The organism is Nocardia sp. CDC153 (genome assembly GCF_035818515.1).
In the GTDB taxonomy this organism is placed as follows: Bacteria; Actinomycetota; Actinomycetes; order Mycobacteriales; family Mycobacteriaceae; genus Nocardia.
On the sequence record NZ_JAYKYU010000008.1, the window covers coordinates 149,710 to 175,734 of the forward strand.

At 67.3% G+C, this 26,025-nt stretch carries 25 protein-coding genes; 16 read left to right on the forward strand and 9 right to left on the reverse strand.

The annotated features are described in order from the left end of the window. Positions 1-176: 176 nt before the first annotated feature. Positions 177-3,356, forward strand: coding sequence for an isoleucine--tRNA ligase (ileS, locus tag VMT65_RS35865; RefSeq protein WP_326313130.1), 3,180 nt, complete (start codon positions 177-179; stop codon positions 3,354-3,356). 90 nt (positions 3,357-3,446) lie between these two features. After that, positions 3,447-3,650 carry a type II toxin-antitoxin system Phd/YefM family antitoxin gene (locus VMT65_RS35870; RefSeq protein WP_326313131.1) on the forward strand — a complete coding sequence of 68 codons (204 nt, stop codon included), beginning with the start codon at positions 3,447-3,449 and terminating at the stop codon, positions 3,648-3,650. Between the two features lies 1 nt (position 3,651). On the opposite strand, the gene VMT65_RS35875 is transcribed toward VMT65_RS35870, so the two are convergent. Continuing rightward, positions 3,652-4,230 carry a TetR/AcrR family transcriptional regulator gene (locus VMT65_RS35875; protein WP_326313132.1) on the reverse strand — a complete coding sequence of 193 codons (579 nt, stop codon included), beginning with the start codon at positions 4,228-4,230 and terminating at the stop codon, positions 3,652-3,654. A gap of 134 nt (positions 4,231-4,364) precedes the next feature. Here VMT65_RS35875 and VMT65_RS35880 point away from each other — a divergent pair, with 134 nt between their 5' ends. The 3 genes from VMT65_RS35880 to VMT65_RS35890 all read left to right on the forward strand — a co-directional run bounded on the left by VMT65_RS35880 (position 4,365) and on the right by VMT65_RS35890 (position 6,768). Then, positions 4,365-4,652 carry a hypothetical protein gene (locus VMT65_RS35880; RefSeq protein WP_326313133.1) on the forward strand — a complete coding sequence of 96 codons (288 nt, stop codon included), beginning with the start codon at positions 4,365-4,367 and terminating at the stop codon, positions 4,650-4,652. Between the two features lie 112 nt (positions 4,653-4,764). Beyond that, complete coding sequence (locus VMT65_RS35885) at positions 4,765-6,075, forward strand: MFS transporter (RefSeq protein ID WP_326313134.1); 1,311 nt, start codon at positions 4,765-4,767, stop codon at positions 6,073-6,075. A gap of 156 nt (positions 6,076-6,231) precedes the next feature. Then, positions 6,232-6,768 (forward strand): NlpC/P60 family protein, encoded by a 537-nt coding sequence (locus tag VMT65_RS35890; protein ID WP_442790381.1) that lies wholly within the window; start codon positions 6,232-6,234, stop codon positions 6,766-6,768. A 6-nt stretch (positions 6,769-6,774) separates the two neighbouring features. On the opposite strand, the gene VMT65_RS35895 is transcribed toward VMT65_RS35890, so the two are convergent. Beyond that, a complete protein-coding gene (locus tag VMT65_RS35895; RefSeq protein ID WP_326313135.1) occupies positions 6,775-7,188 on the reverse strand; it encodes an organic hydroperoxide resistance protein in 414 nt (137 codons plus the stop codon). 124 nt (positions 7,189-7,312) lie between these two features. Here VMT65_RS35895 and VMT65_RS35900 point away from each other — a divergent pair, with 124 nt between their 5' ends. Continuing rightward, positions 7,313-7,858 (forward strand): TetR/AcrR family transcriptional regulator, encoded by a 546-nt coding sequence (locus tag VMT65_RS35900; RefSeq protein ID WP_326313136.1) that lies wholly within the window; start codon positions 7,313-7,315, stop codon positions 7,856-7,858. Here VMT65_RS35900 and VMT65_RS35905 read toward each other — a convergent pair. Beyond that, a complete protein-coding gene (locus tag VMT65_RS35905; RefSeq protein ID WP_326313137.1) occupies positions 7,855-8,901 on the reverse strand; it encodes a hypothetical protein in 1,047 nt (348 codons plus the stop codon). The two genes, VMT65_RS35900 and VMT65_RS35905, sit on opposite strands and share 4 nt — an antisense overlap. Before the next feature lie 56 nt (positions 8,902-8,957). On the opposite strand from VMT65_RS35905, the gene VMT65_RS35910 reads away from it, so the two are divergent. Beyond that, complete coding sequence (locus VMT65_RS35910) at positions 8,958-9,401, forward strand: MarR family winged helix-turn-helix transcriptional regulator (protein WP_326313138.1); 444 nt, start codon at positions 8,958-8,960, stop codon at positions 9,399-9,401. A 9-nt stretch (positions 9,402-9,410) separates the two neighbouring features. Here the strand turns inward: VMT65_RS35910 and VMT65_RS35915 are convergent, their stop codons facing one another. Both VMT65_RS35915 and VMT65_RS35920 read right to left on the reverse strand, forming a co-directional pair. Then, positions 9,411-10,418, reverse strand: coding sequence for an alpha/beta hydrolase (locus VMT65_RS35915; RefSeq protein WP_326313139.1), 1,008 nt, complete (start codon positions 10,416-10,418; stop codon positions 9,411-9,413). 180 nt (positions 10,419-10,598) lie between these two features. Continuing rightward, the gene (locus VMT65_RS35920) at positions 10,599-11,477 is read right to left on the reverse strand and encodes a UTP--glucose-1-phosphate uridylyltransferase (RefSeq protein WP_326313140.1); all 879 of its coding nucleotides are present in this window, start codon (positions 11,475-11,477) and stop codon (positions 10,599-10,601) included. 231 nt (positions 11,478-11,708) lie between these two features. On the opposite strand from VMT65_RS35920, the gene VMT65_RS35925 reads away from it, so the two are divergent. The 3 genes from VMT65_RS35925 (at position 11,709) to VMT65_RS35935 (ending at position 17,046) form a co-directional block, all read left to right on the forward strand. Continuing rightward, entirely contained in the window at positions 11,709-13,034 is a 1,326-nt protein-coding gene (locus VMT65_RS35925) for a DNA polymerase IV (protein ID WP_442790386.1), read from the forward strand. Positions 13,035-13,179: 145 nt separating this feature from the next. Next, the gene (locus tag VMT65_RS35930; protein WP_326313141.1) at positions 13,180-13,680 is read left to right on the forward strand and encodes a hypothetical protein; all 501 of its coding nucleotides are present in this window, start codon (positions 13,180-13,182) and stop codon (positions 13,678-13,680) included. 93 nt (positions 13,681-13,773) lie between these two features. Continuing rightward, positions 13,774-17,046 (forward strand): arabinosyltransferase domain-containing protein, encoded by a 3,273-nt coding sequence (locus VMT65_RS35935; RefSeq protein ID WP_326313142.1) that lies wholly within the window; start codon positions 13,774-13,776, stop codon positions 17,044-17,046. Positions 17,047-17,105: 59 nt separating this feature from the next. Here the strand turns inward: VMT65_RS35935 and VMT65_RS35940 are convergent, their stop codons facing one another. Next, complete coding sequence (locus VMT65_RS35940) at positions 17,106-17,816, reverse strand: hypothetical protein (RefSeq protein ID WP_326313143.1); 711 nt, start codon at positions 17,814-17,816, stop codon at positions 17,106-17,108. After that, positions 17,804-18,682 (reverse strand): hypothetical protein, encoded by an 879-nt coding sequence (locus VMT65_RS35945; protein ID WP_326313144.1) that lies wholly within the window; start codon positions 18,680-18,682, stop codon positions 17,804-17,806. The genes VMT65_RS35940 and VMT65_RS35945 overlap by 13 nt, the downstream gene beginning before the upstream one ends. Positions 18,683-18,856: 174 nt before the next feature. On the opposite strand from VMT65_RS35945, the gene lspA reads away from it, so the two are divergent. From lspA to VMT65_RS35965, 4 genes are all read left to right on the forward strand, one after another. Further along, positions 18,857-19,441, forward strand: coding sequence for a signal peptidase II (lspA, locus tag VMT65_RS35950; RefSeq protein WP_326313145.1), 585 nt, complete (start codon positions 18,857-18,859; stop codon positions 19,439-19,441). After that, positions 19,438-20,364 (forward strand): RluA family pseudouridine synthase, encoded by a 927-nt coding sequence (locus tag VMT65_RS35955; protein ID WP_326313146.1) that lies wholly within the window; start codon positions 19,438-19,440, stop codon positions 20,362-20,364. Before lspA ends, VMT65_RS35955 begins: the two co-directional genes overlap by 4 nt. A 39-nt stretch (positions 20,365-20,403) precedes the next feature. After that, a complete protein-coding gene (locus VMT65_RS35960) occupies positions 20,404-21,066 on the forward strand; it encodes a hypothetical protein (RefSeq protein WP_326313147.1) in 663 nt (220 codons plus the stop codon). 102 nt (positions 21,067-21,168) lie between these two features. Next, positions 21,169-22,680, forward strand: coding sequence for an HNH endonuclease signature motif containing protein (locus VMT65_RS35965; protein ID WP_326313148.1), 1,512 nt, complete (start codon positions 21,169-21,171; stop codon positions 22,678-22,680). 247 nt (positions 22,681-22,927) lie between these two features. On the opposite strand, the gene VMT65_RS35970 is transcribed toward VMT65_RS35965, so the two are convergent. Beyond that, on the reverse strand, positions 22,928-23,665 hold the full coding sequence (locus tag VMT65_RS35970; RefSeq protein WP_326313149.1) for a TetR/AcrR family transcriptional regulator: 738 nt from the start codon (positions 23,663-23,665) through the stop codon (positions 22,928-22,930). A gap of 70 nt (positions 23,666-23,735) precedes the next feature. Between VMT65_RS35970 and VMT65_RS35975 the strand changes: the two genes are divergently transcribed. Continuing rightward, positions 23,736-24,707 carry an ATP-binding cassette domain-containing protein gene (locus VMT65_RS35975; RefSeq protein WP_326313150.1) on the forward strand — a complete coding sequence of 324 codons (972 nt, stop codon included), beginning with the start codon at positions 23,736-23,738 and terminating at the stop codon, positions 24,705-24,707. Beyond that, positions 24,704-25,501: an ABC transporter permease gene (locus VMT65_RS35980; RefSeq protein ID WP_326313151.1), complete on the forward strand. Its 798-nt coding sequence runs from the start codon at positions 24,704-24,706 to the stop codon at positions 25,499-25,501. Before VMT65_RS35975 ends, VMT65_RS35980 begins: the two co-directional genes overlap by 4 nt. Here the strand turns inward: VMT65_RS35980 and VMT65_RS35985 are convergent. After that, positions 25,498-26,022 carry a pyridoxamine 5'-phosphate oxidase family protein gene (locus VMT65_RS35985; protein ID WP_326313152.1) on the reverse strand — a complete coding sequence of 175 codons (525 nt, stop codon included), beginning with the start codon at positions 26,020-26,022 and terminating at the stop codon, positions 25,498-25,500. The two genes, VMT65_RS35980 and VMT65_RS35985, sit on opposite strands and share 4 nt — an antisense overlap. Between the last annotated feature and the right edge of the window lie 3 nt (positions 26,023-26,025).

The following is a 26,025-nucleotide window of genomic DNA, read 5'->3' on the forward strand; positions in this document are numbered from 1 at the left end:
CGCTTATTAGAACCGAACGGGTGAGCCCGTCACAGCTCGCAACGAGAGGCTTGGTCGCACAAGGGTTTTCGCTCCGAACGACCGGGCAAGCGGGGTGGTACCGCGGTTGTGACGCACCGAGCGTCACCATCGTCCCCGTGCCCACGGTGTTGGCACGAGGAGACTGAGAGGCCGCCATGGCGGACGAGACGACCACCCGAAGCGCGGAGACATCGGAGACGCGAAGCGCGTACCCCCGCGTGGACCTGAGCCGCACGACCGGCCAGGTGTCCTTCCCTGAGCTGGAGCAGCGGGTCCTCGACTACTGGGCCGCCGACGACACCTTCCGCGCCAGCATCGAGAACCGTTCCGATGCAGAGGAATTCGTCTTCTACGACGGTCCGCCCTTCGCCAATGGGTTGCCGCACTACGGCCATCTGCTCACCGGATACGTCAAGGATTTGATCCCGCGATTCCAAACCATGCGCGGGAAGAAGGTGGAACGACGATTCGGTTGGGATACTCACGGCCTCCCCGCGGAAATCGAAGCCGAGAAGCAGCTCGGTATCACGGACAAATCACAGATCGATGCCATGGGTCTCGCGGAATTCAATGCCGCGTGCAAATCCTCGGTGCTTCGCTACACCAACGAGTGGCGTAACTATGTGACGCGTCAGGCGCGCTGGGTCGACTTCGACAACGACTACAAAACCCTCGACCTCGACTTCATGGAATCGGTCATGTGGGCGTTCAAGTCGTTGTACGACAAGGGGCTGATCTATCAGGGCTTCCGGGTGCTGCCCTACAGCTGGTATGAGCAGACGCCGCTGTCGAATCAGGAAGCGCGCCTCGACGACTCCTACCGCATGCGCCAGGATCCGGCGGTCACCGTGGACATGGTGCTGCGGGTGGCGGCCGATCACCCGCTGCACCAGCTCGACGGCGCGAACGCGCTCATCTGGACCACCACGCCCTGGACCCTGCCGTCCAACCTGGCGATCGCCGTGCACCCGGACCTGACCTACGTGCACGTCGAGGGCAAGGACGGTAAGCGGTACGTGCTTGCCGCCGAACGGCTCTCGCACTACACCCGAGAGCTGGGCGAGGAGCCCACGGTGCTGTCCGAGCATTCGGGCGCGGCGCTCGAGGGCCTGGACTACCTGCCGCCCTTCGACTTCTTCCTGGGCCACCCCCGTGCCCACCGCGTGCTCAACGCCGACTACGTGACCACCGACTCCGGCACCGGCATCGTGCATCTCGCGCCCGCCTTCGGTGAGGAGGACATGGATGTCGCCTCCGCCAACGGGATCGAGATCGTGCAGCCCCTCGACGCGGGCGGCAAGTTCACCTCGATGGTGCCGCCGTACGAGGGCCTCATGGTCTTCGACGCCAACCCGGTCATCATCAAGGACCTCAAGGCCGCCGGAAAGCTGTTGCGGCACGAGACCATCGAGCACTCCTACCCGCACTCGTGGCGTTCGGGCCAGCCGCTGATCTACATGGCGGTGCCGTCCTGGTTCGTGGCGGTCACCAAGTTCCGCGACCGCATGGTCGAGCTGAACAAGGAGATCACCTGGGTCCCCGAGCACATCCGCGACGGCCAATTCGGCAAGTGGCTGGAGAACGCGCGCGACTGGAACATCAGCCGCAACCGGTACTGGGGCGCGCCCATCCCGGTGTGGATCTCCGACGACCCGGCCTACCCGCGCGTGGACGTGTACGGCTCGCTCGATCAGATCGAGCAGGACTTCGGCGTCCGCCCGGAGGATCTGCACCGGCCCGGCATCGACGAGCTGGTGCGCCCGAATCCCGATGACCCGACCGGGAAGTCGATGATGCGGCGCACCCCCGAGGTGCTCGACTGCTGGTTCGAGTCCGGGTCCATGCCGTACGCGCAGGTGCACTACCCGTTCGAGAACAAGGAATGGTTCGAGGGCACCGCGGACGAACCCGCCCACAGCCCCGGCGATTTCATCGTCGAGTACAACGGCCAGACCCGCGGCTGGTTCTACAACCTGCACGTGCTCTCGACCGCGCTGTTCGACCGCCCGGCGTTCAAGTCCGTTGTGGCGCACGGCATCGTGCTCGGCGACGACGGCCTCAAGATGTCCAAGTCCAAGGGCAACTACCCCGACGTCAACGAGGTCTTCGACCGCGACGGCTCCGACGCCATGCGCTGGTTCCTCATGGCCTCCCCGGTGCTGCGCGGCGGCAACCTGATCGTCACCGAGCGCGGCATCCGCGAGGGCGTGAGCCAGGCGCTGCGTCCGCTGTGGAACGCGTGGACCTTCCTGCAGCTGTACGCCTCGGCCCCCGGCACCTGGCGCACCGACTCGAAGAACGTGCTGGACCGGTACATCCTGGCCAAGCTCGCGCAGACGCGCGACGTCATGACCGACGCGCTCGAGGTCTACGACATCGCCACCGCCTGCGACGAGCTGCGCACCTTCGCCGACGCCCTGACCAATTGGTATGTGCGCCGGTCGCGTTCGCGCTTCTGGGAAGAGAACCGCGACGCCATCGACACCCTGCACACGGTGCTCGAGGTGACCACGCGGCTGGCCGCGCCGCTGCTGCCGCTGCTGACCGAGGTGATCTACCGCGGTCTCACCGGCGAGCGTTCGGTGCACCTGACCGATTGGCCGAAGGCGGACGAGCTGCCGCACGACGCCGAGCTGGTGTCGGCCATGGACGAGGTCCGCACGGTCTGCTCCACGGTGCTGAGCCTGCGCAAGGCCCAGAATCTCCGGGTGCGCCTGCCGCTCTCGGAGGTCACCGTGGCCGCCGCCGACGCCGAGCGCCTGCGTCCCTTCGTCGACCTGATCGCCGACGAGGTGAACGTCAAGCGCGTGGACCTGACCACCGACGTGGCCGCCCACGGCCGCTTCGAACTCGTGGTCAACGCCCGCGCCGCGGGTCCGCGCATCGGCAAGGACGTCCAGACGGTCATCAAGGCCGTCAAGGCCGGGGAGTGGACCGAGGCCGCCGACGGCACCGTCTCCGCCGCCGGAATCGCCCTGCTCCCCGAGGAATACACCCAGCGCCTGGTCGCCGCCGAGCCCGACTCCACCGCCGCCCTGCCCGGCAATGCCGGTCTGGTGGTGCTGAACTCGCTCGTCACCGAGGAACTCGAGGCCGAGGGCTGGGCCCGCGACCTCATCCGCGACCTCCAGGAGACCCGAAAGTCCCTGGGCCTGGACGTCTCCGACCGCATCACCGTGATCCTCGACGTCCCGGCCGACCGCCTGCCCTGGGCCGAAACCCACCGCGACCTCATCGCGGGCGAAATCCTCGCCACCAGCCTGGATTTCGGCGCGACACCGGCCGACGCCCCCGAGATCGTCGGCGGCGTGAAGGTCTCCATCACCAAGGCGTAGTCGCCTCGAACACGTCGGGCAGGGCCGTAATCGGTCCTGCCCGACGCGTTTCACACCGGGCCGAGGCGGCATCGGCTCCGAATGCACCGCATGAACACATACGAATTGCGTGAGCTGCGGGCACGACTGGGAGCGATCGTGCGCGGGGTGGCGAAGACCGGCGAGGAAGCGATTGTCGCTGACGGCGGCAGCGATGTCGCGGTCATCATCTCGCTCGCCGATTACGAGCGGTTGCGGGACCGCGCCGCTGGGGGTGAGGCGCCGCACCTGCACCGGCTGCGTGACGAGCGGTGATTCAGGGGCGCGGGCGCAGGCCGTCGAGGATGGGGTCGACCAGGCTCGCGACGTCCAGGAGGTCGCCCTGGCCGAGCAGGAATCTCAGGTAGACCGGGCCGTAGAGCATATTGGTCATGGTCAGGATGGGGAGGTCGTCGCGAATCTGACCGGCGCGCATGGCGGTTTCGAGGCGGCGCGCCGCGTTGCGCGCGCGGGGCTCGGTGAAGGTCTCGCGGACGGTCTGCAGGAGTTTCGGATCATGCTGGGCCTCGGCGATGACGCCTCGGTAGACGCACCCGACATCGCCGGCGAGCATCCGCGACAGTCCGGTGATCTGGGTCTTCAGGTCGGCGGCGATATCGCCGGTATCGGGAAAGTCCGTGGCGGAACCGATTTGGTCGTTGATGGCCTCGAGGGCGATCGCGCCCTTGGAGGGCCACCAGCGGTAGATGGTCTGCTTGCCCACGCCCGCCTTGGCGGCGATGGCCTCGATGGTGAGTTTGCCGTAGCCCTTGCTCACCGCGAGTTCGAAGGTCGCGTCCAGGATCGCCTGATGGGACTTGGGATTGCGGAGTTCGGGCTTGGGGGGCTGGGGCATGGGTCCAGCTTACCCCCGAACGAGACGGTACGTCTCGTCTTGACAAGCGTCGGACGGCGGCCTAATTTACTTCATGAGACGAGACGGACCGTCTCGCCGAAGGAAATCGGGAACTCGGTCGCTAGGAGCGAACAATGACCACTCTCATCACCACCAACGCCACCACCGTCACCGCTCCGGCCGCGAATGTTCCCGCTCCGCTGACGGTTCCGTCGGTGCACCGGCGGGCGATCATCACCTGGCTGGCCGTGTACCCGACCATCACCCTGGCGCTGGCTTTGCTGGGCCCGCTGATGACGGGCCTGCCGCTGATGGCTCGCACCCTGGTCCTCACCGCGGTCGTGGTGCCGACCACCGCCTACCTGCTGATCCCGATGCTGACCAAGGCCAACCACCGGCTGACCGTGCGGCTGCACCGCTGACGCTTGGCGAACCCGGAGTGCGCCTCCCCAGTAACTGGGGAGGCGCATTTTGTTTGCCTCACTCCGGCACGACCGTACGATGAGCGCTCGCTCGCGTGGAGATGGGGAGTAGATGGACAGCCGGACGATTGCCGCGGGTGGCGCTGCGGCACAGGTGAATTCGAAGGGCCGCATCGCGGCGGCCAGCTTTGTCGGAACCGCGATCGAGTACTACGACTACTACATCTACGGCACCGCCGCCGCGCTGGTGCTCAACAAGTTGTTCTTTCCCACGCTGTCCTCGTTCGCGGGCACGCTGGCCGCGCTGGCGACCTTCGCCGTCGGTTTCGTCGTGCGCCCGGTGAGCGCGATCGTCTTCGGGCACTTCGGAGATCGCATCGGGCGCAAGGCCACGCTGGTGGTATCGCTGCTGTTGACGGGCCTGTCCACGGCCGCGGTCGGCCTGCTGCCGAGCTATTCGACGATCGGCGTCGCGGCTCCGCTGTTGCTGGTGGTGTTGCGCATCCTGCAGGGCATCGGCCTGGGCGGCGAATGGGGCGGCGCGGCACTGCTTTCCGCCGAGCACGCACCGCCGGGCAAACGCGGCCTGTTCGCGTCGGCGGCCCAGATGGGCGCGCCCGTCGGGTATTTCGCGGCTACCGCGCTGTTCTGGCTGCTGTCGGCCTGGCTGCCGGATGCTTCGTTCCAGGCCTGGGGCTGGCGTATTCCGTTCCTGCTGTCCTCGGTGCTGGTGGTGATCGGCCTGCGAATCCGGTTGCGGGTGGCCGAGACTCCGGCCTTCGCGGCCTTGGAGATCGACCGGCGGACGCACAGCGCGCCGCTGGCGGCGGTCCTGCGCCGCTATCCCAGGGAGTTGCTGCTGGGCGCGGGCAGCATCATCGTCGCCTACGTGATGTTCTATACGGCATCCACCTACTGCCTGACCTACACGACCAAGACGCTGCACATCCCGCGCAACACCATGCTGGGCATCACCCTCATCGCGGTGGTGGTCATGGGCGCGAGCACCTTCCTGGTGGCGCGGCAGTCCGACCGCCGTGGCCGCCGCGTGCTCATGCTCGGCGGCGCGGGCTTCGGCGTGGTGTTCAGTCTGGTCATGTTCCCGCTGCTCGATACCAAGAACCTGGTTCTGGTTACCGCCGCGCTATCTGGTGCGCTGCTCTGCATGGGCATGGTCTACGGACCGCTCGGCGCGTTCCTGCCGGAGCTTTTCAGCACCGATGTCCGCTACACCGGCGCGGGCATCGCCTACAACCTCGGCGGGGTGTTCGGCGGCGGTATTGCGCCGCTGCTGGTCGCGCAGATCCAGGAAAGTCATGGTTCCGGTGCCGTCGGCTGGTTCCTGAGCGCGATGGCGCTGCTGTCGCTGCTGTGCATCCTGGCCCTGCCCGAGACCCGCGAGCGGGATCTCACCGCCGTGTGACCGGGCGTTCCCGGTATTCGGTGATCCGGGTCTCGGGACACGCCAGCCCCGGTTCCCTTGTGACGCGTGTGGCACGTGCGATACAACGGCTATCAGCTAGCTATTGATCTTTGGCTGAAGCAGTTCCCGCGGTATCGCCGATGAAGGGACGCGCACATGGCTCGACGGCAGCTCGGCAGGGTTCGGAACGTCGTCACGACAATGGCGGCACTGGCGGTGGCGGGCGCATTGTCGGTGGGTGCGGCCCATGCGGATTCCGGATCGGCGTCGGGTTCGGCCTCGGGCAGTGCGTCCGGCTCGGCCTCCGGCAGCGCGAGCGGTTCGGCGCAGATTCCCCTGGCCAGCCCGCGCGCCATGGTCGCCCTGAGTCTGGCCACCACCCAGACCGGCAAGCCCTACCGCTGGGGTGGCACCGGCCCCGACGAGTGGGACTGTTCGGGGCTGGTGCAGTGGGCCTTTCGCAGCGTCGGCATCGATATGCCGCGCACCACCTGGCAGCAGGCCGACGCCGGGCTCGAAGTGCCTTTCGGCGCACTGCAACCCGGCGATGTGGTGGTCCTCAACGACGACGCCTCCCACGTAGGCATCTACGCGGGAGGCGGCAATATCTTGAACGCGTACGGCTTGGGTGTGCCCGTCGGCCTGACTCCGCTGAGCCAGTTCGACATATACACCATCCGCCGGTTCTACTGAATCGTCCTACTCGACAACGAGTTCGACCGGGATGTTGCCCCGGGTGGCCTTGGAGTACGGGCACACCTGGTGCGCGGCCTCGACGAGCTCGCGGCCCTTCTCGTTCTGCAGTTCCTCGGGCAGCTCGACGCGCAGCACGACGGAGATGCCGAAGCCGGTCTCCTCGTCCTTGTTCAGGCTGACGTCGGCGGTCACCGAGGCGTCGCCGATCGAGACACCGGCATTGCGGGCCACGACCTGCAGCGCACCCGCGAAGCAGGCCGAGTAGCCCACCGCGAACAGCTGCTCGGGGTTGGTGCCGTCACCGCTGCCGCCGGCCTCCTTGGGCTGGGCCAGCTTCAGGTCGAGGTAACCGTCGGAGCTGACCGAGCGGCCCTCACGGCCGACGGAGGTGGCGGACGAGGTGAAGAGCTTAGGCATTTCGAATCTCCCTAGACAGACTTGTCTGTTCCGACGAAAGCCAGGGTAGACAGATCTGTCTGCTATCGTCAATAGCGAAACCCGCTTGCAAAGCGAGACGATCGGGGAAGGAGTGGGTCGAGCCATGAGCGAAGCCCGGGATCGCCTGCTGGACACCGCCACTCGGCTGTTCTATGCCGAGGGCATCCACACGGTCGGCATCGACCGCATCATCGCCGAGGCGGGAATCGCGAAGGCCACCTTCTACCGGCACTTCAAGACCAAGGAAGACCTGGTCGTGGCCTACCTGGTCCGCGAGTATGCCCGCCAGCGCGAGACGCTGGAGGCCATCCCGGGCGAGGGGACCGAATCCATCGTCGGCATCTTCGAGCGGCTCGGCGACCTCAGCCGCGGTCCGGGCTTCCGCGGCTGCCCGTTCCTCAATGCGGCCGTGGAGTTTCCGCAGCCCGACCACGCCGTGCGCCAGGTGGTCGACGACTATCGCGGTTGGTTCCGGGATCTCATGGCCGACCGGCTGCGCGCGGCCGGGCACGCCGATGTCGACGACGCCGCGCGCATGCTGCTGATGACCCGCGATGGCGTGACCATCAGCGGGGGAGTCGGAGACAACGAGACGGTCCGGGTGGGCATCCGGACCGCCTTGTCGCAGTTGGGTATTCGGTCGGCCTAGACGCCGACGGCCTCTTCCATCTCCTCCTCGGCGGCCTCGGGCTTCTCGACCGGGGCCGCGTGCCGGGGCTCGGAACCGATTGCGGCCTGGCGCTTTTCGGCCGCGGCCGCAATGGCCATCAGTACCACGCCCGCCGCGAACCAGATGACCAGGCTCGCGATCCGGCTCCCGAGGCCCGCGCTGTCGAAGTACAGCAGGCCGCGCGCGCCCTCGACGAATCCGGCCCCGTTCCAGAAGTGGTGTAGCGTCCCGAAGAAGTCGTTCTGCAGCCACGGGCTGTAGACGCCGCCGGAGCTGGTGAAATTCAGCATGACGAACAGCACCATCATGGCCAGGGTGGTCCACCGCTTCAGGAAGGTGTGCAGGCCGATGCCGATGGCCAGGATGCCCGCCGAGTACAGCCACGACATGGCCCAGATCGCGGCGGCGTCGTGGTCGACCACGTGGAAGACCGGGCCCGCCAAGGCCAGTCCGATCAGGCTCACCAGCAGCGAGGTGACCAGTCCGATCAGCGCGCGCACCCGCATGGACAGTCCCGCGCCCGCCGCGCCGATGGCCGCCACGCTGCCGTAGGACCCGATGCTCAGCGCGACCAGCAGGAAGAAGATGCCCTGCGCGGTCGGATCGCCGGAGCTGGGCGTGGTCACGTCGGTGACCGTGGGCTGGGTGGCACCCTGCTGGACGGACACCTGATGAAAGACCGCTTCGACCGCCATGGCCGTCGTATCCGATCCGGCCTTGGCGACCAGCACTTCCGGCTGCTGCGGATCCGGCACGTACGCCCCCGCCAGATCCCGGTGCCGCAGCTGATCGACCGCCTCCTCCCGGCTCGGCACGGTGATCACGTCCAGCGCGTCCCCGCCCTTGTCCTTCATGGTCTGCGCCAGCACCTTCACCTGCGGGCTGTCGCCGACCACGGCCACGGCCAGGTGATTGGGCTCGGGCTGATGGAACGCGCCCAGATACGCCAGTCCCATGCCGAGGCACATGAGCAGCGGGGTGAGCAGGTGGGTGGCGACATGCCGGATCTGATGCGAGGCCATGAGGTTCTTCTCCAATAGTTGGTAAATACAACCAAGCAAGGTTGTAGTCTACAACCATGGATGGTCACCCGGCATTCCCCGCCCGCGCCGATGCGATCGAGGTCATACAGCGTGAGCTCACCGCCTTCGCCCGTCGAGCCCGCGGCCGGGCCACCGAACTGCACCCGGAACTGTCGCTGGTGGCCTCGAGCATCCTGGACCTGGTGATCGAGCGCGACGGCTGCCTGGCCGCGGACCTGGCGGGGCACTTCCACCTGGACAAGTCGACGGTCAGCAGACAGGTGGCGGCGCTGGAACGAGATGGGTACCTGGCGCGGGACGTCGATCCGTCCAACCGCCGCAACCTTGTGCTGCGGGCGACACCGGAGGGCAAGCGAATTGCCCGCGCCGCCGCCCGCAGTCGCACCGCCGCCTTCGCCGAACGCTTCCGGGACTGGGACGACAAGGATGTGGAGCGCCTGGCGGAATACCTGGTCCGCTACAACTCCGCCGACGAATAACCGCGCGGCTCAGTCGGTTTCGGGGAGGCCCAGCCCCTTGGCCAGCACCGGCCACGACGCCCGCAGCGCGTCCTGCCAGTACCCCCACGAATGCGTTCCCGGCTTGGCGATGTCGAAGGTCGCCGGAATCTGCAACTCCCGCAACCGCGTCTTGAGATTCCGCGCGCACCAGTCGCTGGCCGCCTCCAGAATCCCGCCCACCAAGATCTGTTGCGGCAGACCGCCGTCCGCGGGCCCGAGGCTGCGCACATCGGCCACATTGTCGTGCCGTCCGGGCAGGCCCGAGCCATTGGAGACGTAGATTCCCATGCCGCGCAGCGCGTCCGCGTGCACGTAGGGGTCGTTGGCGGCCCACTCCGGATCATCCATGGGCCCGTACATGTTCACCGGATTGCCGCCGCCGATGGAGATCACCAGATTGGCGAACTTCTGGCCGACCGGATCGCTGATCTGCGCGCACCCGCTGTACGCGGCGACCGCCCCGTACAGGCCGGGCCGGGCGATGGCCAGCTGCAACACCGAGGTCCCGGACATGGACATGCCCGCGATGGCGTGAATCCCATTGGTGTCCAGGGCCGCGTCGACCAGCGGCGGCAGTTCCTCGGTGAGGAAGGTCTTCCACATCGGCTGCCCGAGCTTGGGATCGGGTGCGCGCCAATCGGTGTAGTAGGTGAACGCGCCGCCGATGGGCATCACCACGTTCACGTTCTTGTCGTCGAAGAACTGGGTGGAGTCGGTGTTTCGCTTCCAGGTGGCCGTATCCAGGCCGCCGCCAGCGCCATTGAGCAGGTAGAGCACCGGCCGCGGCTGGGAGGTATCGGCGGGGCGCTGCACCTCCACCGTGATGTCGGTGTCCATGGCCGCCGAATACACGTGCAGCGTCAGATTGCGGGCGTCGTGCACCTCGAAGGCCCGAATGCTGGAACCGTCCTCGGCGACCGGGGTCGCGGCCAGGGTGGCGGTGCCGGTGATCGGGTCGGGCGGTGCCCCGGAGGCCGTGCCCGCGGGCAGGGCCATGGTGAAAGCGCTGACCAGAGAACAACTTGCCGCCGCGAGCGCTGCCGCTCGGGTACCCAAACCGCCTAGCAAAACCGACCTTCGATCCACCGGGTGTCCCGACCCCGGATGGATGATCGCCGAAACCTGCCCCCATGTTTCGGGTTTCGACAAAATCGGCGATGTGATCTATTCGGCGTTCTACTCCGCTACGAGTTGCCGCAGCAGCGGCCCGTACTCCGGATGCGCCAGCGCCGAGGCGAATTGGGCGGTCAGGTAGTCGGCCGGGTTGCCGGTGTCGTACCAGCGTCCGCGAATCACCTGCCCGTACACCGGATTCGAGGCGGCGAAGATATTGATGGCATCGGTCAGGTAGACCTCGCCGGTGCGGTGGGTGTACCAGTCGTCGACCTGCTTGCGCAGCTCCTTGATGATGCCCGGGGTGACCACGTAGCCGCCGATGGCCGCGAACGACGACGGCGCGTCGGCGGGCTTGGGCTTCTCCTTGAGGCCGCTGATCCGCATCAGACCCTCGCTCACGGTCTCCTCCACCACCGGCACGCCGTAGCGCTGCGATTCGGAGGGATCCATGGGCATGAGCGCCAGCACCGGCGCACCGGTCTTCTCGTAGGCGTCCACGAGCTGCTGGGCGCGCGGCACCTCGGCGACGAACACGTCGTCGGGCCACAGCACCAGCAGCGGCTCATCGCCCAGGTGACGGGCGGCATTGAGCACGGGCGTGCCGTTGCCGTAGGGGCCGTGCTGGTCCAGGTAGGTGATGTGCCCGGCGCGGCCGAGCTCGCCGACCTCCTCGACGGCATCGGCGTAGGCGGCCTTGCCGTCGGCGCGCAGCTGGGCGACCAGCGCGGGATTGGGGCGGAAGTGGTCCTGGATCAACGACTTTCCACCGCTGACCACGATGGTGATGTCGGTGACGCCGGAGGCCACCAGTTCGCGGACGGTGTGTTCGATGACCGGCTTGTCGCCGACGGGGAGCATTTCCTTGGGAATCGCCTTGGTCAACGGCAGCAGCCGCGAACCGATACCGGCGGCGGGAATCACGGCCTTGCGAATGGTCATGGCATCGATCATCACACACGTCGCGGCTCGTACCTGTCGGTAGGCGGGCGTAAATTTCCCGTTGTGAACACACCCGCCGCGCTCGACAGTCAGGCCATTACGCCTGGTGGGGGCGACGTTTCGGGGTCGCCGGGGCCGGGCGTGGGAATGGACACACCGGTGGCCGACGCACGGCAAATCACCAGCCGGTCCGCAGCTACCGGCCAGCGGCGCTGGGTGTTGCACATAGATATGGACGCGTTCTTCGCTTCGGTGGAGCAGCTCACCCGTCCGACCCTGCGGGGCCGCCCGGTCCTGGTCGGCGGAATGGGCGGGCGCGGGGTGGTGGCGGGGGCCAGTTACGAGGCGCGGGTGTACGGGGCGCGCTCGGCCATGCCGATGCATCAGGCGCGGCGGCTGGTCGGGGTCTCGGCGGTGGTCATTCCCCCGCGCGGTGCCGTCTACGGCGAGCTCAGCGGCCAGGTGTTCGAAGCCCTCCGGGCCAAAATCCCCGTGCTGGAAACCCTCTCCTTCGACGAGGCGTTCGGCGAGCCCGCCGAACTCGCGGGCGCCACCCCCGACCAGGTCCTCGAATTCTGTGAGGCCCTGCGCACCGCCGTGCGCGAGCGCACCGGTCTGGTCGCCTCGGTCGGCGCGGGCAGCGGCAAGCAGCTCGCCAAGATCGCCTCCGGCCTGGCCAAACCCGATGGTGTACGGGTGATTCCGGCCATCGAGCAGGACAAATTCCTTTCCGCCCTCCCGGTCCGCAAGCTGTGGGGCATCGGACCGGTTGCCGAAAGTCGTTTGCGCTCACTGGGAATCGAGACGGTGGGCGCGCTGGCCGCGCTGCCGGAGTCGGAGGCGTCCTCGATTCTGGGCGGCAGCGTCGGCGTGGCGCTGCACCGGCTGGCCCGCGGCATCGACGACCGGCCGGTGGCCGAGCGCGCCGAGGCCAAGCAGATCAGCGCCGAAACCACCTATGAGACCGACATTCTCAATCTGGCCCAACTGCGCCCCGCGATCGAGGCCATGGCCGCCGCGGCGCATCGGCGGCTGACGAACGACGGCCGGGCGGCGAGAACCGTCGTCCTCAAGCTCAAGAAGACCGATATGAGCATCGTGACCCGCTCCTCGACATTGCCCTATGCCACCGAGGATCTGGCCACCCTCACCGCCGCCGCCCAGCGCTCGGCCCTCGATCCCGCCGAGATCGGTCCGATTCGCCTGGTGGGCGTGGGTTTCGCGGGACTGTCCGAGATTCGCCAGGAATCCCTGTTCCCCGAACTGGATCAAACCGTGGACCCGATCGGCGCGGTCTCCGAGGAACCCACCCTCGCCCTGCCGGACAGTCCGGATCCCGTGGTGCCGCCCGCGACTCGCTCCTACACCACCGGAACCTGGTACCCGGGACTCGATGTCGCACACCCGGAATTCGGTCACGGCTGGGTGCAGGGCGCGGGCCACGGCGTGGTCACCGTCCGCTTCGAAACCCGTTCGACCGGACCGGGTCCCGCCCGCACCTTCCCCGCCGACGATCCCGACCTACGCCGGGCCGATCCGCTCGACAGCCTGCGTTGATGCTGTTAAGACAGGTTTGCGCCAATTATGAGGATTCGGACTGAAAATGGCGCGTTATCGCTTGCGGAGGGGGCTTCCGCGACCGCGCGTTGGTAGTGTCGCGCTCGTTGTCGAACGGACCTACTCGAACGCAAAGGACGAGCAGTTGAAGCTTCAGAAGACTGGACGCATCGCGGTCGCCGCACTCGCGGTGGTGACCGTCCTCGGGCTGTCGGCGTGTGGGAGCGGTGACAAGAAGGACAGCAAGCCCACCAAGGCGACCACCTCGAAGACCACGGCCGCGCAGACGAGCTACCCGGCGGCCCCGACCGCCGCGGATCTGAACGCCGAGCTGCAGAAGGCGCTGGATCCGAGTGTGCCGGACTCGCAGAAGCTGGACATGATGCAGGGCGTCCAGGCCGATCCGAGCCTGCCGAGCCGCCTGGCGGACGCCTACAAGCAGAACAACGCCACCATCACCGTCACCAATGTGACCGATCTCGGCAATGGCACCATCACCGCCGACGCCCAGATCGCGGTCAATGGCGGCCAGCCGCAGCAGGCCGTCGTGCCGTTCGTGGCCGAGGACGGCAAGTGGAAGGTCCAGAAGGAATGGATCTGCAACGCGCTGTCGCTGGCCAACCAGACCTCCCCGGCCTGCAGCTAGTCCCCAGGTGACGGGCCCGGCATCGGAAATCCGAGATGCCGGGTTCGTCCTCTCTTAGCGGACGATTATGAACTCCGCTTAGGATCTCCGGTCGTGACCGACGTGTTGGAGAAGGCGGGGCAGGATTCCGCCGGGAGTGCTGGTGCCGAACCCGAGAGACGAACCCGAGGGGGATGGGCCCGACCGCTCGCTCTGATCGCCGGATTGATAGCGGTCGTCTCCGCGCTGGCCGTGCCGCTGCTCCCGGTCGTCGTGGATCACACGACTCTGACTTGGCCGCAGGGCAATTCGACGCAGAGCATCGAGGCTCCGCTGGTGTCCTACGCGCCCGCCGCTTTCGACGCCACCATCCCGTGTTCGGCTGTGACACAGCTGGGTTCGAACGGCGGCACGCTGGCCGCGACCGCGCCGAACGGTGCGCCGGATCTCGAACGGTACGGGTTCGTGGCGCGGGTCACATCGGGCGGCAAGCTGGAGGCGATCACCCACCACAAGACGCTGGTGAGTGTTCCGGTCGACGAGCTGCCCGCCGGGTGCGTGCTCACGGTCCACTCGGACTTCACCTCCACCACCGCGACGCTCGAGGGCTCCACGGTCGCCCCGGTCACGCTGAACGGTGATTACCGGCCGCAGATGGTCGGCATCTTCAGCGATCTGACAGTCTCGGACGGGGCCAAGGTCACCGCGCAGGTCGACAGCCGGTTCAGCTCCACGCCGAGCGTCATCAAGAAGATCGCCATCTGGACCGCGATCATCGGCACGATCATCGCGCTGTTCGCGGTCTCGCGACTGGACCGGTTGGACGGACGACGCAATCGTCGCTTCCTGCCGCAGCATTGGTGGAGTTTCAAGCCGGTCGACGCGGTCGTGCTGGGCACGCTGATCCTCTGGCACTTCATCGGCGCGACCACCTCCGACGACGGCTACCAGTACGGGATGGGTCGGGCCTCGATTCACGCCGGGTACATGGCCAACTACTTCGGTTACCTGGGCGTGCCCGAAAACCCGGTCGGCACACCGTATTACGACCTGATCGGCCGCCTGGCGCAGATCTACTCGGCCAGCGCGTTCGTGCGGCTGCCCGCACTGCTGGCGGGCATCGTGATCTGGCTGGTGCTCAGCCGCGAGGTGATTCCCCGGCTGGGCGCGCGGATTCGGCGCGACCGGGTCGCGGTGTGGACGGGTGCGCTGGGCTTCCTGGCCATCTGGCTGCCGTACAACAACGGCTTGCGGCCGGAACCGTTGGTGGCGCTGGGCTTGCTGCTCACCTGGGTCTCGGTGGAGCGAGCCATCGCGACCGGTCGTTTGCTGCCCTACGGCATCGCGATTGCCATCGGCGCGTTCACCTGTACCGTCGGTCCGTCGGGAATCATTTGCTTCGCACCGCTGCTCGCCGGTATCCGGCCGATGTGGCGGATACTCGACCGACGCGCAAGCGCATTGAGCAAGCCCGTTCCCGCTGGTTCGGGCGGTTTCACGGTGCTGCGCACCCGATTCGGCGCGTATCTGACCCTCGCCGTGCCGCTGGTCGCGGCCGGTGCGGTGGCGCTGTCGATCATGTTCGCCGACCAGCCGCTGTCCTCCATGTTCGAGATGAACCGGGTGCACGACCTGATCGGGCCGAACGTGCACTGGGACGCGGAATACATTCGCTACCAGTACCTTTTCATGCCCACCATCGACGGTTCGCTGGCCCGCCGCTTCGGCATGTTCGCCTTCTGGATCGGCCTGCTGGTGTGCGCGTTCGTGCTGTTGCGCAAGGGCGGCCGGATCCCGTTCACCGCGCCCGGGCCGGTCCGCCGCGTGCTGGGCACCGGCGTCGGCGTCATGCTGCTGATGATGCTGACGCCCACCAAGTGGACCCATCACAACGGCATCTACGCCGGAATCGCCGGTGTCGTCGCGGTTTTGACGGCCGTGGCGGTCGGCCCGAAGGTCATGCGCTCGCCGCGCAACCGCGCGCTGTTCGCCGCGGTGGTGGCCTTCGCGCTCGCGATCTCCTTCGCGAGCATCAACGGCTGGTGGTACGTCTCGAACTGGTCGATTTCCTGGAACGACAAGTCGCCGGTGCTGGCCGGGATCGAGGTCGACAAGATCCTGCTCGCCGCCGCCGTGGGCCTGCTCGGTCTGGCCGGTTGGTTCCATGTGCGGGCGCCGCAACAGCCTGGCCCGCACCGGATTTCGAAGCTCGGCTGGCGATTCGTCGCCATCCCGCCGCTGACCGTGGCGGCCGCGTTCATGGTGTTGTTCGAGGTGGCTTCCCTGGCCAAGGGCGCGGTCGCGCAGTACCCCGCGTACTCGCTGGCCCGCTCGAATGTCGATGCGGTGCTGGGCAAGCCGTGCGGTCTCGCCAATGACGTGCTGGTGGAGGAGAACCCGAACAAGGGCATGCTGAAGCCGCTCACCGGCGACGCGCTGAGCACGTTCACCGCGGACGCCGTCGGCTTCACGCCCAAGGGCGTGGCGACCGACCTCCGTGCCGATGACGACACCGACACCGGCGGCAACGTCTCCGCCGCGGTCAGCGGTCGCTCCAGCACGACCGTCGACGGAACCACCACCGCGCCACTGCCCTTCGGCCTCGACGCGAACACCCCGATCCTGGGCAGCTACAACAGCACCGAGGCCGTCTCGACGCTGACCACCGGCTGGTACGCCCTGCCCGCGCAGCGCGACAGCTCCGGCATCATCGCCATGGCGGCGGCCGGACGGATCTACTCGGTGAACAAGGACGGCATCGCGACCCCCGGCCAGAAGGTCGAGATCGAGTACGGCGTGCCCGGTGCCGACGGTGCGGTGCAACCGCAGGGCCGCGTCCTGCCCATCGATATCGGTCCCGCGCCGACCTGGCGCAATCTGCGGGTCCCGTTGAGCCAGATTCCGGCGCAGGCCACCGCGATTCGCGTGGTCGCCGAGGATCGCGACAGCGACGCCAAGCAGTGGGTGGCGCTCACCCCGCCGCGCATTCCGCAAACCGTGACGCTGCAGGATTTCGTGGGCAAGGACAAGCCCGTGCTGCTGGATTGGGAAGTGGGTCTGCAGTTCCCGTGCCAGCGGCCGTTCAACCATCTCGACGGCATCGCCGAGGTGCCCGACTACCGCATCCTGCCGGATCGCGGCGGCGCGGCCATGACCACCCTGTGGCAGAGCCACGACGGCGGCGGCGCGCTGGGCTGGAGCTCGATGCTGCTGCGGCCGGTCACTCTGGCGACCTTCCTCGACAATGACCCGCGTCAGGATTGGGGCGAGTTGCAGATCCTGGATCGGATCGATCACTCGGCGCAGACGGCCAAGCCGATCGTGACGACGGAGACGCATACCGGGTTGTGGAATCCGGGTCCGATCAATGTCACTGGCTGGCAGTAGGCAGTAAAGACAGTTCGCCCCGCCCCCGAAAGGAGGCGGGGCGGACCTGTTTTCACGCTTTACGGTCCGGCAGCGCCCTGCAGCTTTCGCACCTGTGCCGCCGTCATGGCGGTGAGCTGTTGCGGATCGGGCTCTTTCGAGTCGGAGTACGCGATCTGCACGACCGTCGAGCCGACCAGCACGATGGTCACGTCCGTGTAGAGCGTCATCCCCTCGCTGGTAGTCCGCACCTGGAACGACGTCGACCCGTCCCCGGCCTGCGGCTGATCCAACCCGCCCAGCCGGAACTCCACGTTCGTATTGTCGGCGTCCCTCCCGGAGTACTTGGTACACCCGGCAAGCAGCCCCTGAGCGGTCGAAAACGCCTGTGCCGCTCCACCATTCGCATACGACGCGGCATCGATGTCCACCGAGGCGAAGTTCGAACCCGCGAACTGCGCCGCGACCTGCGCGACGGCACCCGGGGCTTGAGTCCCGATCTCCGCCAACACCTTCGCGCACGGTGCCGGATCGGTCTTGGCACCCGCACCACCGGTGTTGCCCGGCGGGGGGTCATCCAGCGCCGTGAATCCGGCGGGCAGCTGGGACACATCCAGCAGATCCGACCGCAACGTGTACTGATCCAACGCCGGTGTCGCCGTACCCGGCGTCTTCGGAGTCACCGTCGGCCCCAGACTCGGCAGTGGCGGCGCGGAATCCTTGTTCCCGCAGGCGGTCACCGTCAGCGCCAGCGCACCGGCCAGCAGCGCCAGCCGCGTCACGCTCCCCACTGCACCTCCGTGCGCAGGGTCTGGCGCAGCGTCACCGCGCTGCGCGGGTCGCGGTAGGTCTGGTTGCCGCCCACCTCGACCGCGCCGGAAACCGGCAGCGGCAGACCCAGATCCACGGTGACCTGGCCGGTGCCGTGCATGAGGTAGTCCACGATCTCGAGCTGGCCCGCCTCGTTGGGCAGCTTCCAGATGGTGGATTTCGGCGTCTGCGTCACATTCAATTCGATGGTGAGCAGGTTGCCGTCGCGGGCGGTGAGGGTGGCGGTGGTCACCTGCTCCAGCGGCACGGTGTCGGAAACCTGTTGCCGCACGGTCCATACCGCGCCCACGCCGACGGGCTCCTCGGGGAAGGCGATGGACTGGTACACCGCCTGATAGAACGACTGTTCCAGTGCGGCGCGCGCGGTATCGGAGGTGGCGGGCTTGGGTGCCAGCTTGAGCGCGGTGATCGCGCCCAGTTCGTTCACGTCGAAGCCGACCTGCGAACCGTCGGCGGGCAGCAGCGCCTTCGCCAGGTTCGGATCGGGGGAGGTGACATTGCCGAGGGTCAGGTCCACGCCGTCGTTACCGGCCGCCGCCACCAAGGGAATGGTGATCGCGGGCGGGGAGATGTCGCGCAGCGCCTGATTGTTGATCTGCTGCTCGATGTGGTGGTTGGTGCTCAGCGTCACCTGCTGCGAGGTGCCGGGCGCGAGCGTGCGGCGCAGCGGCGAGCGCGGTTCCGCGCCGGGATCGACGACGGTGGTGGTCACGGCCTGGATCGGCATGGTGACCTCTTTGTTGATGCCCACCGGCTCGGTGCCGTCGGATTCGACCGTGCGCTCGGAGACATCGCTGCAGCCCACGCCGAATGCGCTCAGGGTCATCGCGAGTACCAGCAGCAGAACCCCCGTCCGGGTGTTGTGCGACCTGGTCCGCACAGGGGATGAAGACAACACCGTCACGTCGAACAGGTTACGGTGCGATCCTGAAAAACAGCTGGGATCACGAGGGGGACGGGTATTCGGCGTTGCTCTCCGGGGATAGGGAATGATGTCAGGGTGAGTACCGACCGGCCGCGCGAAACCGACGCAGAGGATCCAGCCGAGAATCAGCCTTTCGAGCAGCGACCCCGTCGCCTGCGGACCTTGCTGATCGTCGCGGCTGTCCTACTCGGTCTGGACCTGCTGACCAAGACCATCGTGGTCGCCACCATGACGCCGGGGAAGCCGATCTATCTGATCGGCGACTGGGCGCGGCTGACGCTGACTCGCAATCCGGGCGCGGCGTTCTCCATGGCCACCGGCATGACCTGGCTGCTGACGCTGGTCGCGGCGGCGGTCGTGATCGGTGTCATTCGAATCGGGCGCACGCTGCGGTCGCTGCCCTGGGCCATCGGGTTGGGCATGGTGTTGGGCGGGGCGCTCGGCAATCTCGTCGATCGGCTCTTTCGCGCGCCGGGACCGCTGCAGGGGCATGTCGTGGACTTCGTGGCCATCGGCTGGTGGCCGGTGTTCAATGTGGCCGATTCGTCGATCGTGTGCGGGGCCATTCTGCTGGTCGCCTTGACGGTGTTCGGGTTCGAGCCCGACGGCAGCCGCATGAATCGCGAGCACGCGTCCAGCGCGGAAGGGGAGGCGGCATGAGGGAGACCCGCAGTATGCCGGTGCCGGACGGGCTGGACGGCATGCGTGTCGACGCCGGGCTGTCGCGGTTGCTCGGGCTCTCGCGCACGGCCGTGGCCTCGATGGCCGAGGAGGGGGCCGTACAGCTGGACGGGGTCGCGGCGGGGAAGTCGGATCGGCTGACCGCCGGGTCCTGGCTGGAGGTCGAATTCCCGGAGCCCAAGCGGGAACTCACGGTGGAGGCTACGCCGGTGGAGGGGATGAAGATCCTCTACGCCGATGACGACATCGTGGCCGTGGACAAACCCGTTGGGGTGGCGGCGCATACGGGTGTCGGGTGGACCGGACCCACCGTGGTGGGCGGACTGGCGGCCATGGGGTACCGGATCTCGACCTCGGGAGCCCATGAGCGGCAAGGGATCGTGCACCGGCTGGATGTGGGGACCTCCGGTGTGATGGTCGTCGCGCAGTCGGAGCACGCCTATACGCAGTTGAAGCGGGCGTTCAAGTACCGGACGGTGGAGAAGAAGTATCACGCGCTGGTGCAGGGGCATCCGGATCCGTCGAGCGGGACCATCGACGCGCCGATCGGGCGGGCGCGGGGCAACGACTGGAAGTTCGCGGTGACGGCGGACGGGCGGCCGTCGGTGACGCACTACGACACCATCGAGGCGTTCCAGTCGGCGTCGCTGCTCGACATTCATCTGGAAACCGGTCGGACGCACCAGATTCGGGTGCATTTCTCGGCGGTTCGGCATCCGTGCTGTGGTGATCTGACCTATGGTGCCGATCCGCGGCTGGCCGAGCGGCTCGGGCTGGAACGGCAGTGGCTGCATGCGCGGCAGCTGGGGTTCAACCATCCCGCCGATGGGCGGTGGGTGGAGATCACCAGCGAGTACCCGGCCGACCTGGAACACGCGCTGGACGTGCTGCGCGCGCACTGAGTTCATCGGGCCAGAGCACTGAGCTGATCGGGAGAAACCGTGGAGGCACCGACGCTGCGGCGGGCGGGGATCGTGGCCGTGGCGGTGCTGGTCGCGGTGGTGGTCGTCTTGCTGGGGTGGGCGATTCCGCCTCGGGCGGCTGTTGTTTCGACCGATCGGCTGGGGCCGGAGAGCGGGGAGGCGGTTTCCCGGTACCTGGATCGGGCGCGGGAGTCGTTGCGGGGCGACGACGGTGGCGGGCATTGGGCGCTGCTGTCGTTCACGCAGGGGGTTACCGCGGATCGGATTCCGGAATTCAGTGGGGGGCTGCGGATTTCGCAGGTGCTGTATCACGTGGCGGTGGATCGGGTGGCTACGCCGATCGTCGCGATCGGGGTGCCGGACGGCGAGCGGGTGGCGGTGGAATCGGTGAAATCCGCTGCGGCGCAGATGGAGTCGACTCCTACCTTCGATGATCGGTCTACTCGGGTGGCGAGGCTCGTGGCCGCGCGGCTGCGGGGGGACTGTGCGTGTGTGGTGGGGATCGTTCTTCAGGGGAATCTGGAACAGCTTCGACATCTGGGTTCGCAGAACGGGGTTCGGGCGGTGCAGGCGCTTCCGGCCGATGCGTCGGCGGGGGTTTTCGCTGTTTCGCCGTTGCTGCCGGAACAGGTGGAGTCGGCCAGTCCTGGGGCCGATGATGGGCCCGTTCCCGATAACTGATCGGGGCCGTGGCTGCCGAAATCTGTTGGTAGCTGGAGGTTTACGCAGCGTGTTGCTTTGATCATTCTATCGTGTCATGGGTCTCGAAAGTATGATCGAGGTATGACCGGAAGTGCTGATGACGTGCTCTTTGCCACCGAGGTGGTGGAGGAGCTTCGTGCTGTGCACTCGGAGATTGCTGCCTTGCAGGCCAAGGAAGTTGAGTTGATGACGCTGCTGTATCAGGTGCGGCGGGCGGAGCAGCTCGATCTTGGCGTGGGGGAGTTGTATGCGGGGGAGGACGCGGCCACCGAGATCGGGATTGCGCTGAAGGTGTCGCAGCGGTCGGCGGATGGGCTGATCGGCCTCGGGTTGGGGCTGGAGCATCGGTATCCGCACACCCGGGAGGCCTTCGCGGCGGGGCGGATCGACCTGTCGCAGGTGCGGGCCATCAGTGACACCTTGACCAATGCGCCGGAGGACATGCTCGCGGAGCTGGAGCCTCGGCTTGCCGACTACGCGGAAAAGGCTGAGCCGCAGCGCATTCGGCGGACGGGGCGGCGGTGGATGCTGGAGGCGGATCCGGAGGGGCAGGCCCTGCGGCGCAAGGAAGCGGAGGCCGAGCGGTTCGTGTCGGTGCGCGCGGCCGACAATGGGACCGCCGAACTCGAGGGGGTGCTGACCGCTCACGGTGGGCGCACACTCTACGAGCGCCTGCGGGAGATGGCCGTCACCGAATGCTGTGGCAGTGATCCGCGCACCATGAACCAGCGCCGCGCGGACGCCCTGGTCGCCCTCGCGGACGGCAGCGGCCGCCTGATCTGCCAGTGCGGCAAGGCCGATTGCCCGCGCCTCCCGACCGAGCCTGTCCCCGCTCCGCGCAAAACCCTTGTCCAGGTGGGAGTCTCGGCCGAAACCCTGGCCGGCTTGCAGGACAACCCTGCCCTCCTCTCGGGTTTCGGCGCGATCGACGCCGACCTGGCCCGCCAACTCGCCCGCCTCGCGAAGATCGAGCTGATCCCTGAGAACCCCACCGCCGGAATGACTTCCGAGTCCGCCGGTAAGCCTTCCGAGTCCGCCGGAGAGATTTTCGAGTCCGCCGGACGAACTTCGGACGCGCCCGGACAGTCCTCCACCGCGGAGCGTATCTACCGCCCCTCGGCGCGCCTCACCGCCCGCGTCCGCGCCCTCGACGGAACCTGCCGCGCGCCCGGCTGCCAGGTCCCCGCCGCGGACACCGACCTCGACCACCAAGACCGATTCGACCACCACAACCCCGACACCGGCGGCCCCACCACCGAATCGAACCTCGGTGCCCGCTGCCGCCGACACCACCGCCTCAAGACCCTCGCCGACAACGGCGCGAACCGCTGGCAGATCACCCACCACCCGGACCGCGTGGTCGAATGGCGCACGCCCTCAGGTGATTCCACCACCACAACCCCCGAGGGAACCCCCTTCCTCTTCCCCTCGGTGCCGGTACCACCCGTCACCGCCGCAGGCGTCCCGGACGTCCAACCCACCGGCTCCCTCCTCGACCCCGGCCCACTCGTCAACGAGCTGATGGACCTGGTCCAGGCCTACTGCACTCCCTCCCAACGCCGCGCTCACCGCCGCGCCCGTCACAACATGTGATTCAGATGCATGAGGCCAGGTAACGCGGGGGAAGACTACTTGCGTGCATGTCTGGCAACGGGATTGCTCTCGGAGTGCAGGTACCGGAAGTGTGGTCGCCTCGCCTGCCCTACCGGACTTGGGCTGACGCCGGGTTGGGAGCCGTGACTCACCTCCCAGCCCACGGACTGCACGGATCACCTTCAAAGACAAAACACGAAAAGACAAAACACGAAAAGGCAAGACTTCTTTGGGGTTTGGAGTGGGTTCAGTCGATCTTCAGCTGGGTGGCCAGGCCGTCCAGTAGGGCTTGGAGGCCGCGGTCGAATTGATCGGTCAGGGCGTCGGCGGTCATCGGGGGGCGGGCGGAGTCTGTCTCCGAGAGTTGGTCGTTGAGTGCGTTCAGCTGTGGGAAATCGCCGGTACGCAGTAGTCCTCGGCCGAATTCGACTGCGGTGGTGGCTGATTCGGGATCCGATTCGATCAGCTCGGCGCGGGACAGGGTTTCGATGGCTTGCAGGGATGCGCCCAGGACGTAGGCGTCGACGTCGGCGATAAGCTCCATTTTTTCTCGCGCGGTGAGGCGCGTACCGGCCAGTGCGGCGAGGTTCTGTTCCATGTGTCGCATGGCGTTGGGGCCGAAGGTGGCTGCGGTGAGGGCGGCCGGTGACCAGGGATGTGCCATCAGCACCGCTCGGGTGCGGCGGGCGATGGCGATCGTGGCCTGACGCCAGCCGGCGTGCAACTCCGCGTCGGGCACGAGCTGGTCGGCCAGGATCGCGTCCTGCATCAGCGCCACGATGTCGGCCTTGTTGCGCACGTAGTAGTACAGCGTCATCGTGCCCGCACCCAGTTCCGCGGCGATGCGCTTCATGGTGACCGCCTCGAAACCCTCGGTGTCGGCGATGTGTAGCGCCGCCGCGGCGATTTGCTCCCGAGTGAAGCGCGGTCGACGACCTGCTGGCTCGGGGCGGGCCCAGATGGGTGCGTTGTCCGCCGTTGACATGCGTACAGCATACGAATAACGTATTCGTATGGCATACGAAGATAGCGTATGAAGTACGAATAGGATGATCATGGGACGCACCGACTCGGTCGCGATCACGGCAAACGGGGTGAGCAAGCAGTTCGAGGGAGCCGTCGGTCTGGACCGCGTCGACCTCGAAGTTCCCACCGGCACAGTGACTTCCCTGCTCGGCCCAAACGGCGCGGGCAAGACCACGATGGTCAGGATTCTGTCGACCCTGCTGCGGCCCGACTCGGGCATGATCCGCGTCGCGGGTCACGACGTGCTGCGCGAACCCGAGCGTGTGCGGGCCCTCATCGGTCTGACGGGTCAGTCGGTCGCCGTCGACGCCAAGCTGTCCGGGCCCGAGAATCTGCGGATGTTCGGCCGCCTGAATCGGCTGTCCTGGCCTGTGGTGCGGGAGCGATCGGCGCCGCTGTTGGAGACGTTCGAGCTGGACCGCGCCGGCAAGCGTGCGGTCAAGACCTACTCCGGCGGGATGCGCCGCAAACTCGATCTCGCGCTGAGCCTGATGGCTCAGCCGAGGATTCTGTTCCTCGATGAACCGACCACCGGCTTGGATCCGGCGAGTCGGCACGCGCTGTGGGACGTGATAGGCAGCCTGGTCCGCCAGGGCAGCACCGTAATGCTGACCACGCAGTATCTGGACGAGGCTGACGCACTGGCGGATTCGATCGTGTTCCTCGACGGTGGCCGGGTGATCGCCACGGGCACCCCGGCCGAGCTGAAGGCACGCGCCGCGAGCACCCAGCTCGTCCTCACGATGGCGTCCGAGCCCGATGCCGTGCGGCTGACCACCGGTTTGGAGGGTTTTCACGCCGTCGCTGACCACCGCACCGTGCGGATCGCCGTGCCCGCCAACGGAGGCGACGGCCTCAATGAATTGCGGGCCGTGCTCGACGCGGCCCTGCGCACCGATGTCGATGTCGAGAGCTACACCGTGCGCGAGCCCGACCTCGACGATGTCTACTTCCACCTGACCGGGCATGCCCGGCCGGTCGAGATGAAGGACGCGGCATGACGACACTCTCGCCGCCGCTGCGCCGAGGCTCGCTCGCCTGGATGGTCAGCGACTACTGGGAGATGGTGCGGCGCAGCCTGGTTCACATCCGCCACGATCCCGAACAGCTGATCAATGTGACCCTGCAGCCGGTACTCACCATCATCTTGATGAACTACCTGCTCGGTGGGGCGATCAGCACCGGCGGGCATGAGCACTACATCGATTACGTGATGCCCGGTGTCCTCGTCGTCGCGATCGCCTTCGCGGCGGTGACCACCGCGACCAGCGTGGCAGCCGATCTGCAGGATGGTGTGGTCGACCGGTTCCGCACCCTGCCGATCGCCAAGTCCGCGGTGATCGCCGGACATGTCGTTGCCGACCTGATTCGCAGCGGGTTTGGAGTGGTCGTCACCACGGGGGTGGGGATCGCGGTGGGTTTCCGGCCCCACGCGAGCATCGGCGGCTGGGTCGCCACCGCCGGCCTGCTGGTACTGGTGGCGCTCGGATTGTCTTGGCTCGCCGCACTGATCGGGCTATTGGGCCGATCACTTGAGGTCACCCAGCAACTTTCGGCATTGATCATCCTGCCGGTGTTTTTCAGCAGCGCGCTGGTGCCGACCGACACGATGCCCGGCTGGCTGCGGGTGGTACTCGCCAATCAGCCTGTCACGCAGGCCGTCGATGCGTTGCGCGCGCTTCTGCTGAACCAGCCCTTCGGCAACCATCTGTGGATGGCGCTGATCGAATTCGGCGCAATCACCTTGGCAGCGGGTGCTTTCGCCGGGGTGTTGTTCCGCAGGTCCACGCTCTAGTGCGGGGCGAAATGCCAGCGGGTGGCGCCGTGGGGTTCGGTTAGGGCTACGCCTACTGCGGTGTGGGGGGTGAAGCGGTAGAGGTGCCAGGGGGCGGGGCCGGCGCTTTGGGCGCTGTAGGGGGCGGTGATGGCGTCGCCTTCGCGGTGGGCGGGCCAGCCGGATTCGCGGTAGGCGGCGGTGACTTGGTCCAGTTCGGTGGGGTTGGTGGTGCGGTGGGCTTCGCCGGAGAGGGTGAGGTCGACGTCGGGGAAGCGGAAGGACAGGGTGCAGGCGGGGTTTGTGGTGAGGTTGCGGGATTTGCGGGTGGTGGGGCCGCTGGTGAAGTAGAGGTGGCCGGCGGATTGGATGCAGCCGATGCCCGCGGAGCTGGGTTTGCCGTCGGGGGTTACGGTGCCCAGGAATTGGGGGGTTTCAGGGAGGCCGACTCCCTTTTCGATTGCCTGTTGCACTTGCTCCCAGGTCAATTCGCCGCTGCCGTAGATGTTGAGGTTCTGGGCCGATATCGGGTCTGGGAGCATCTC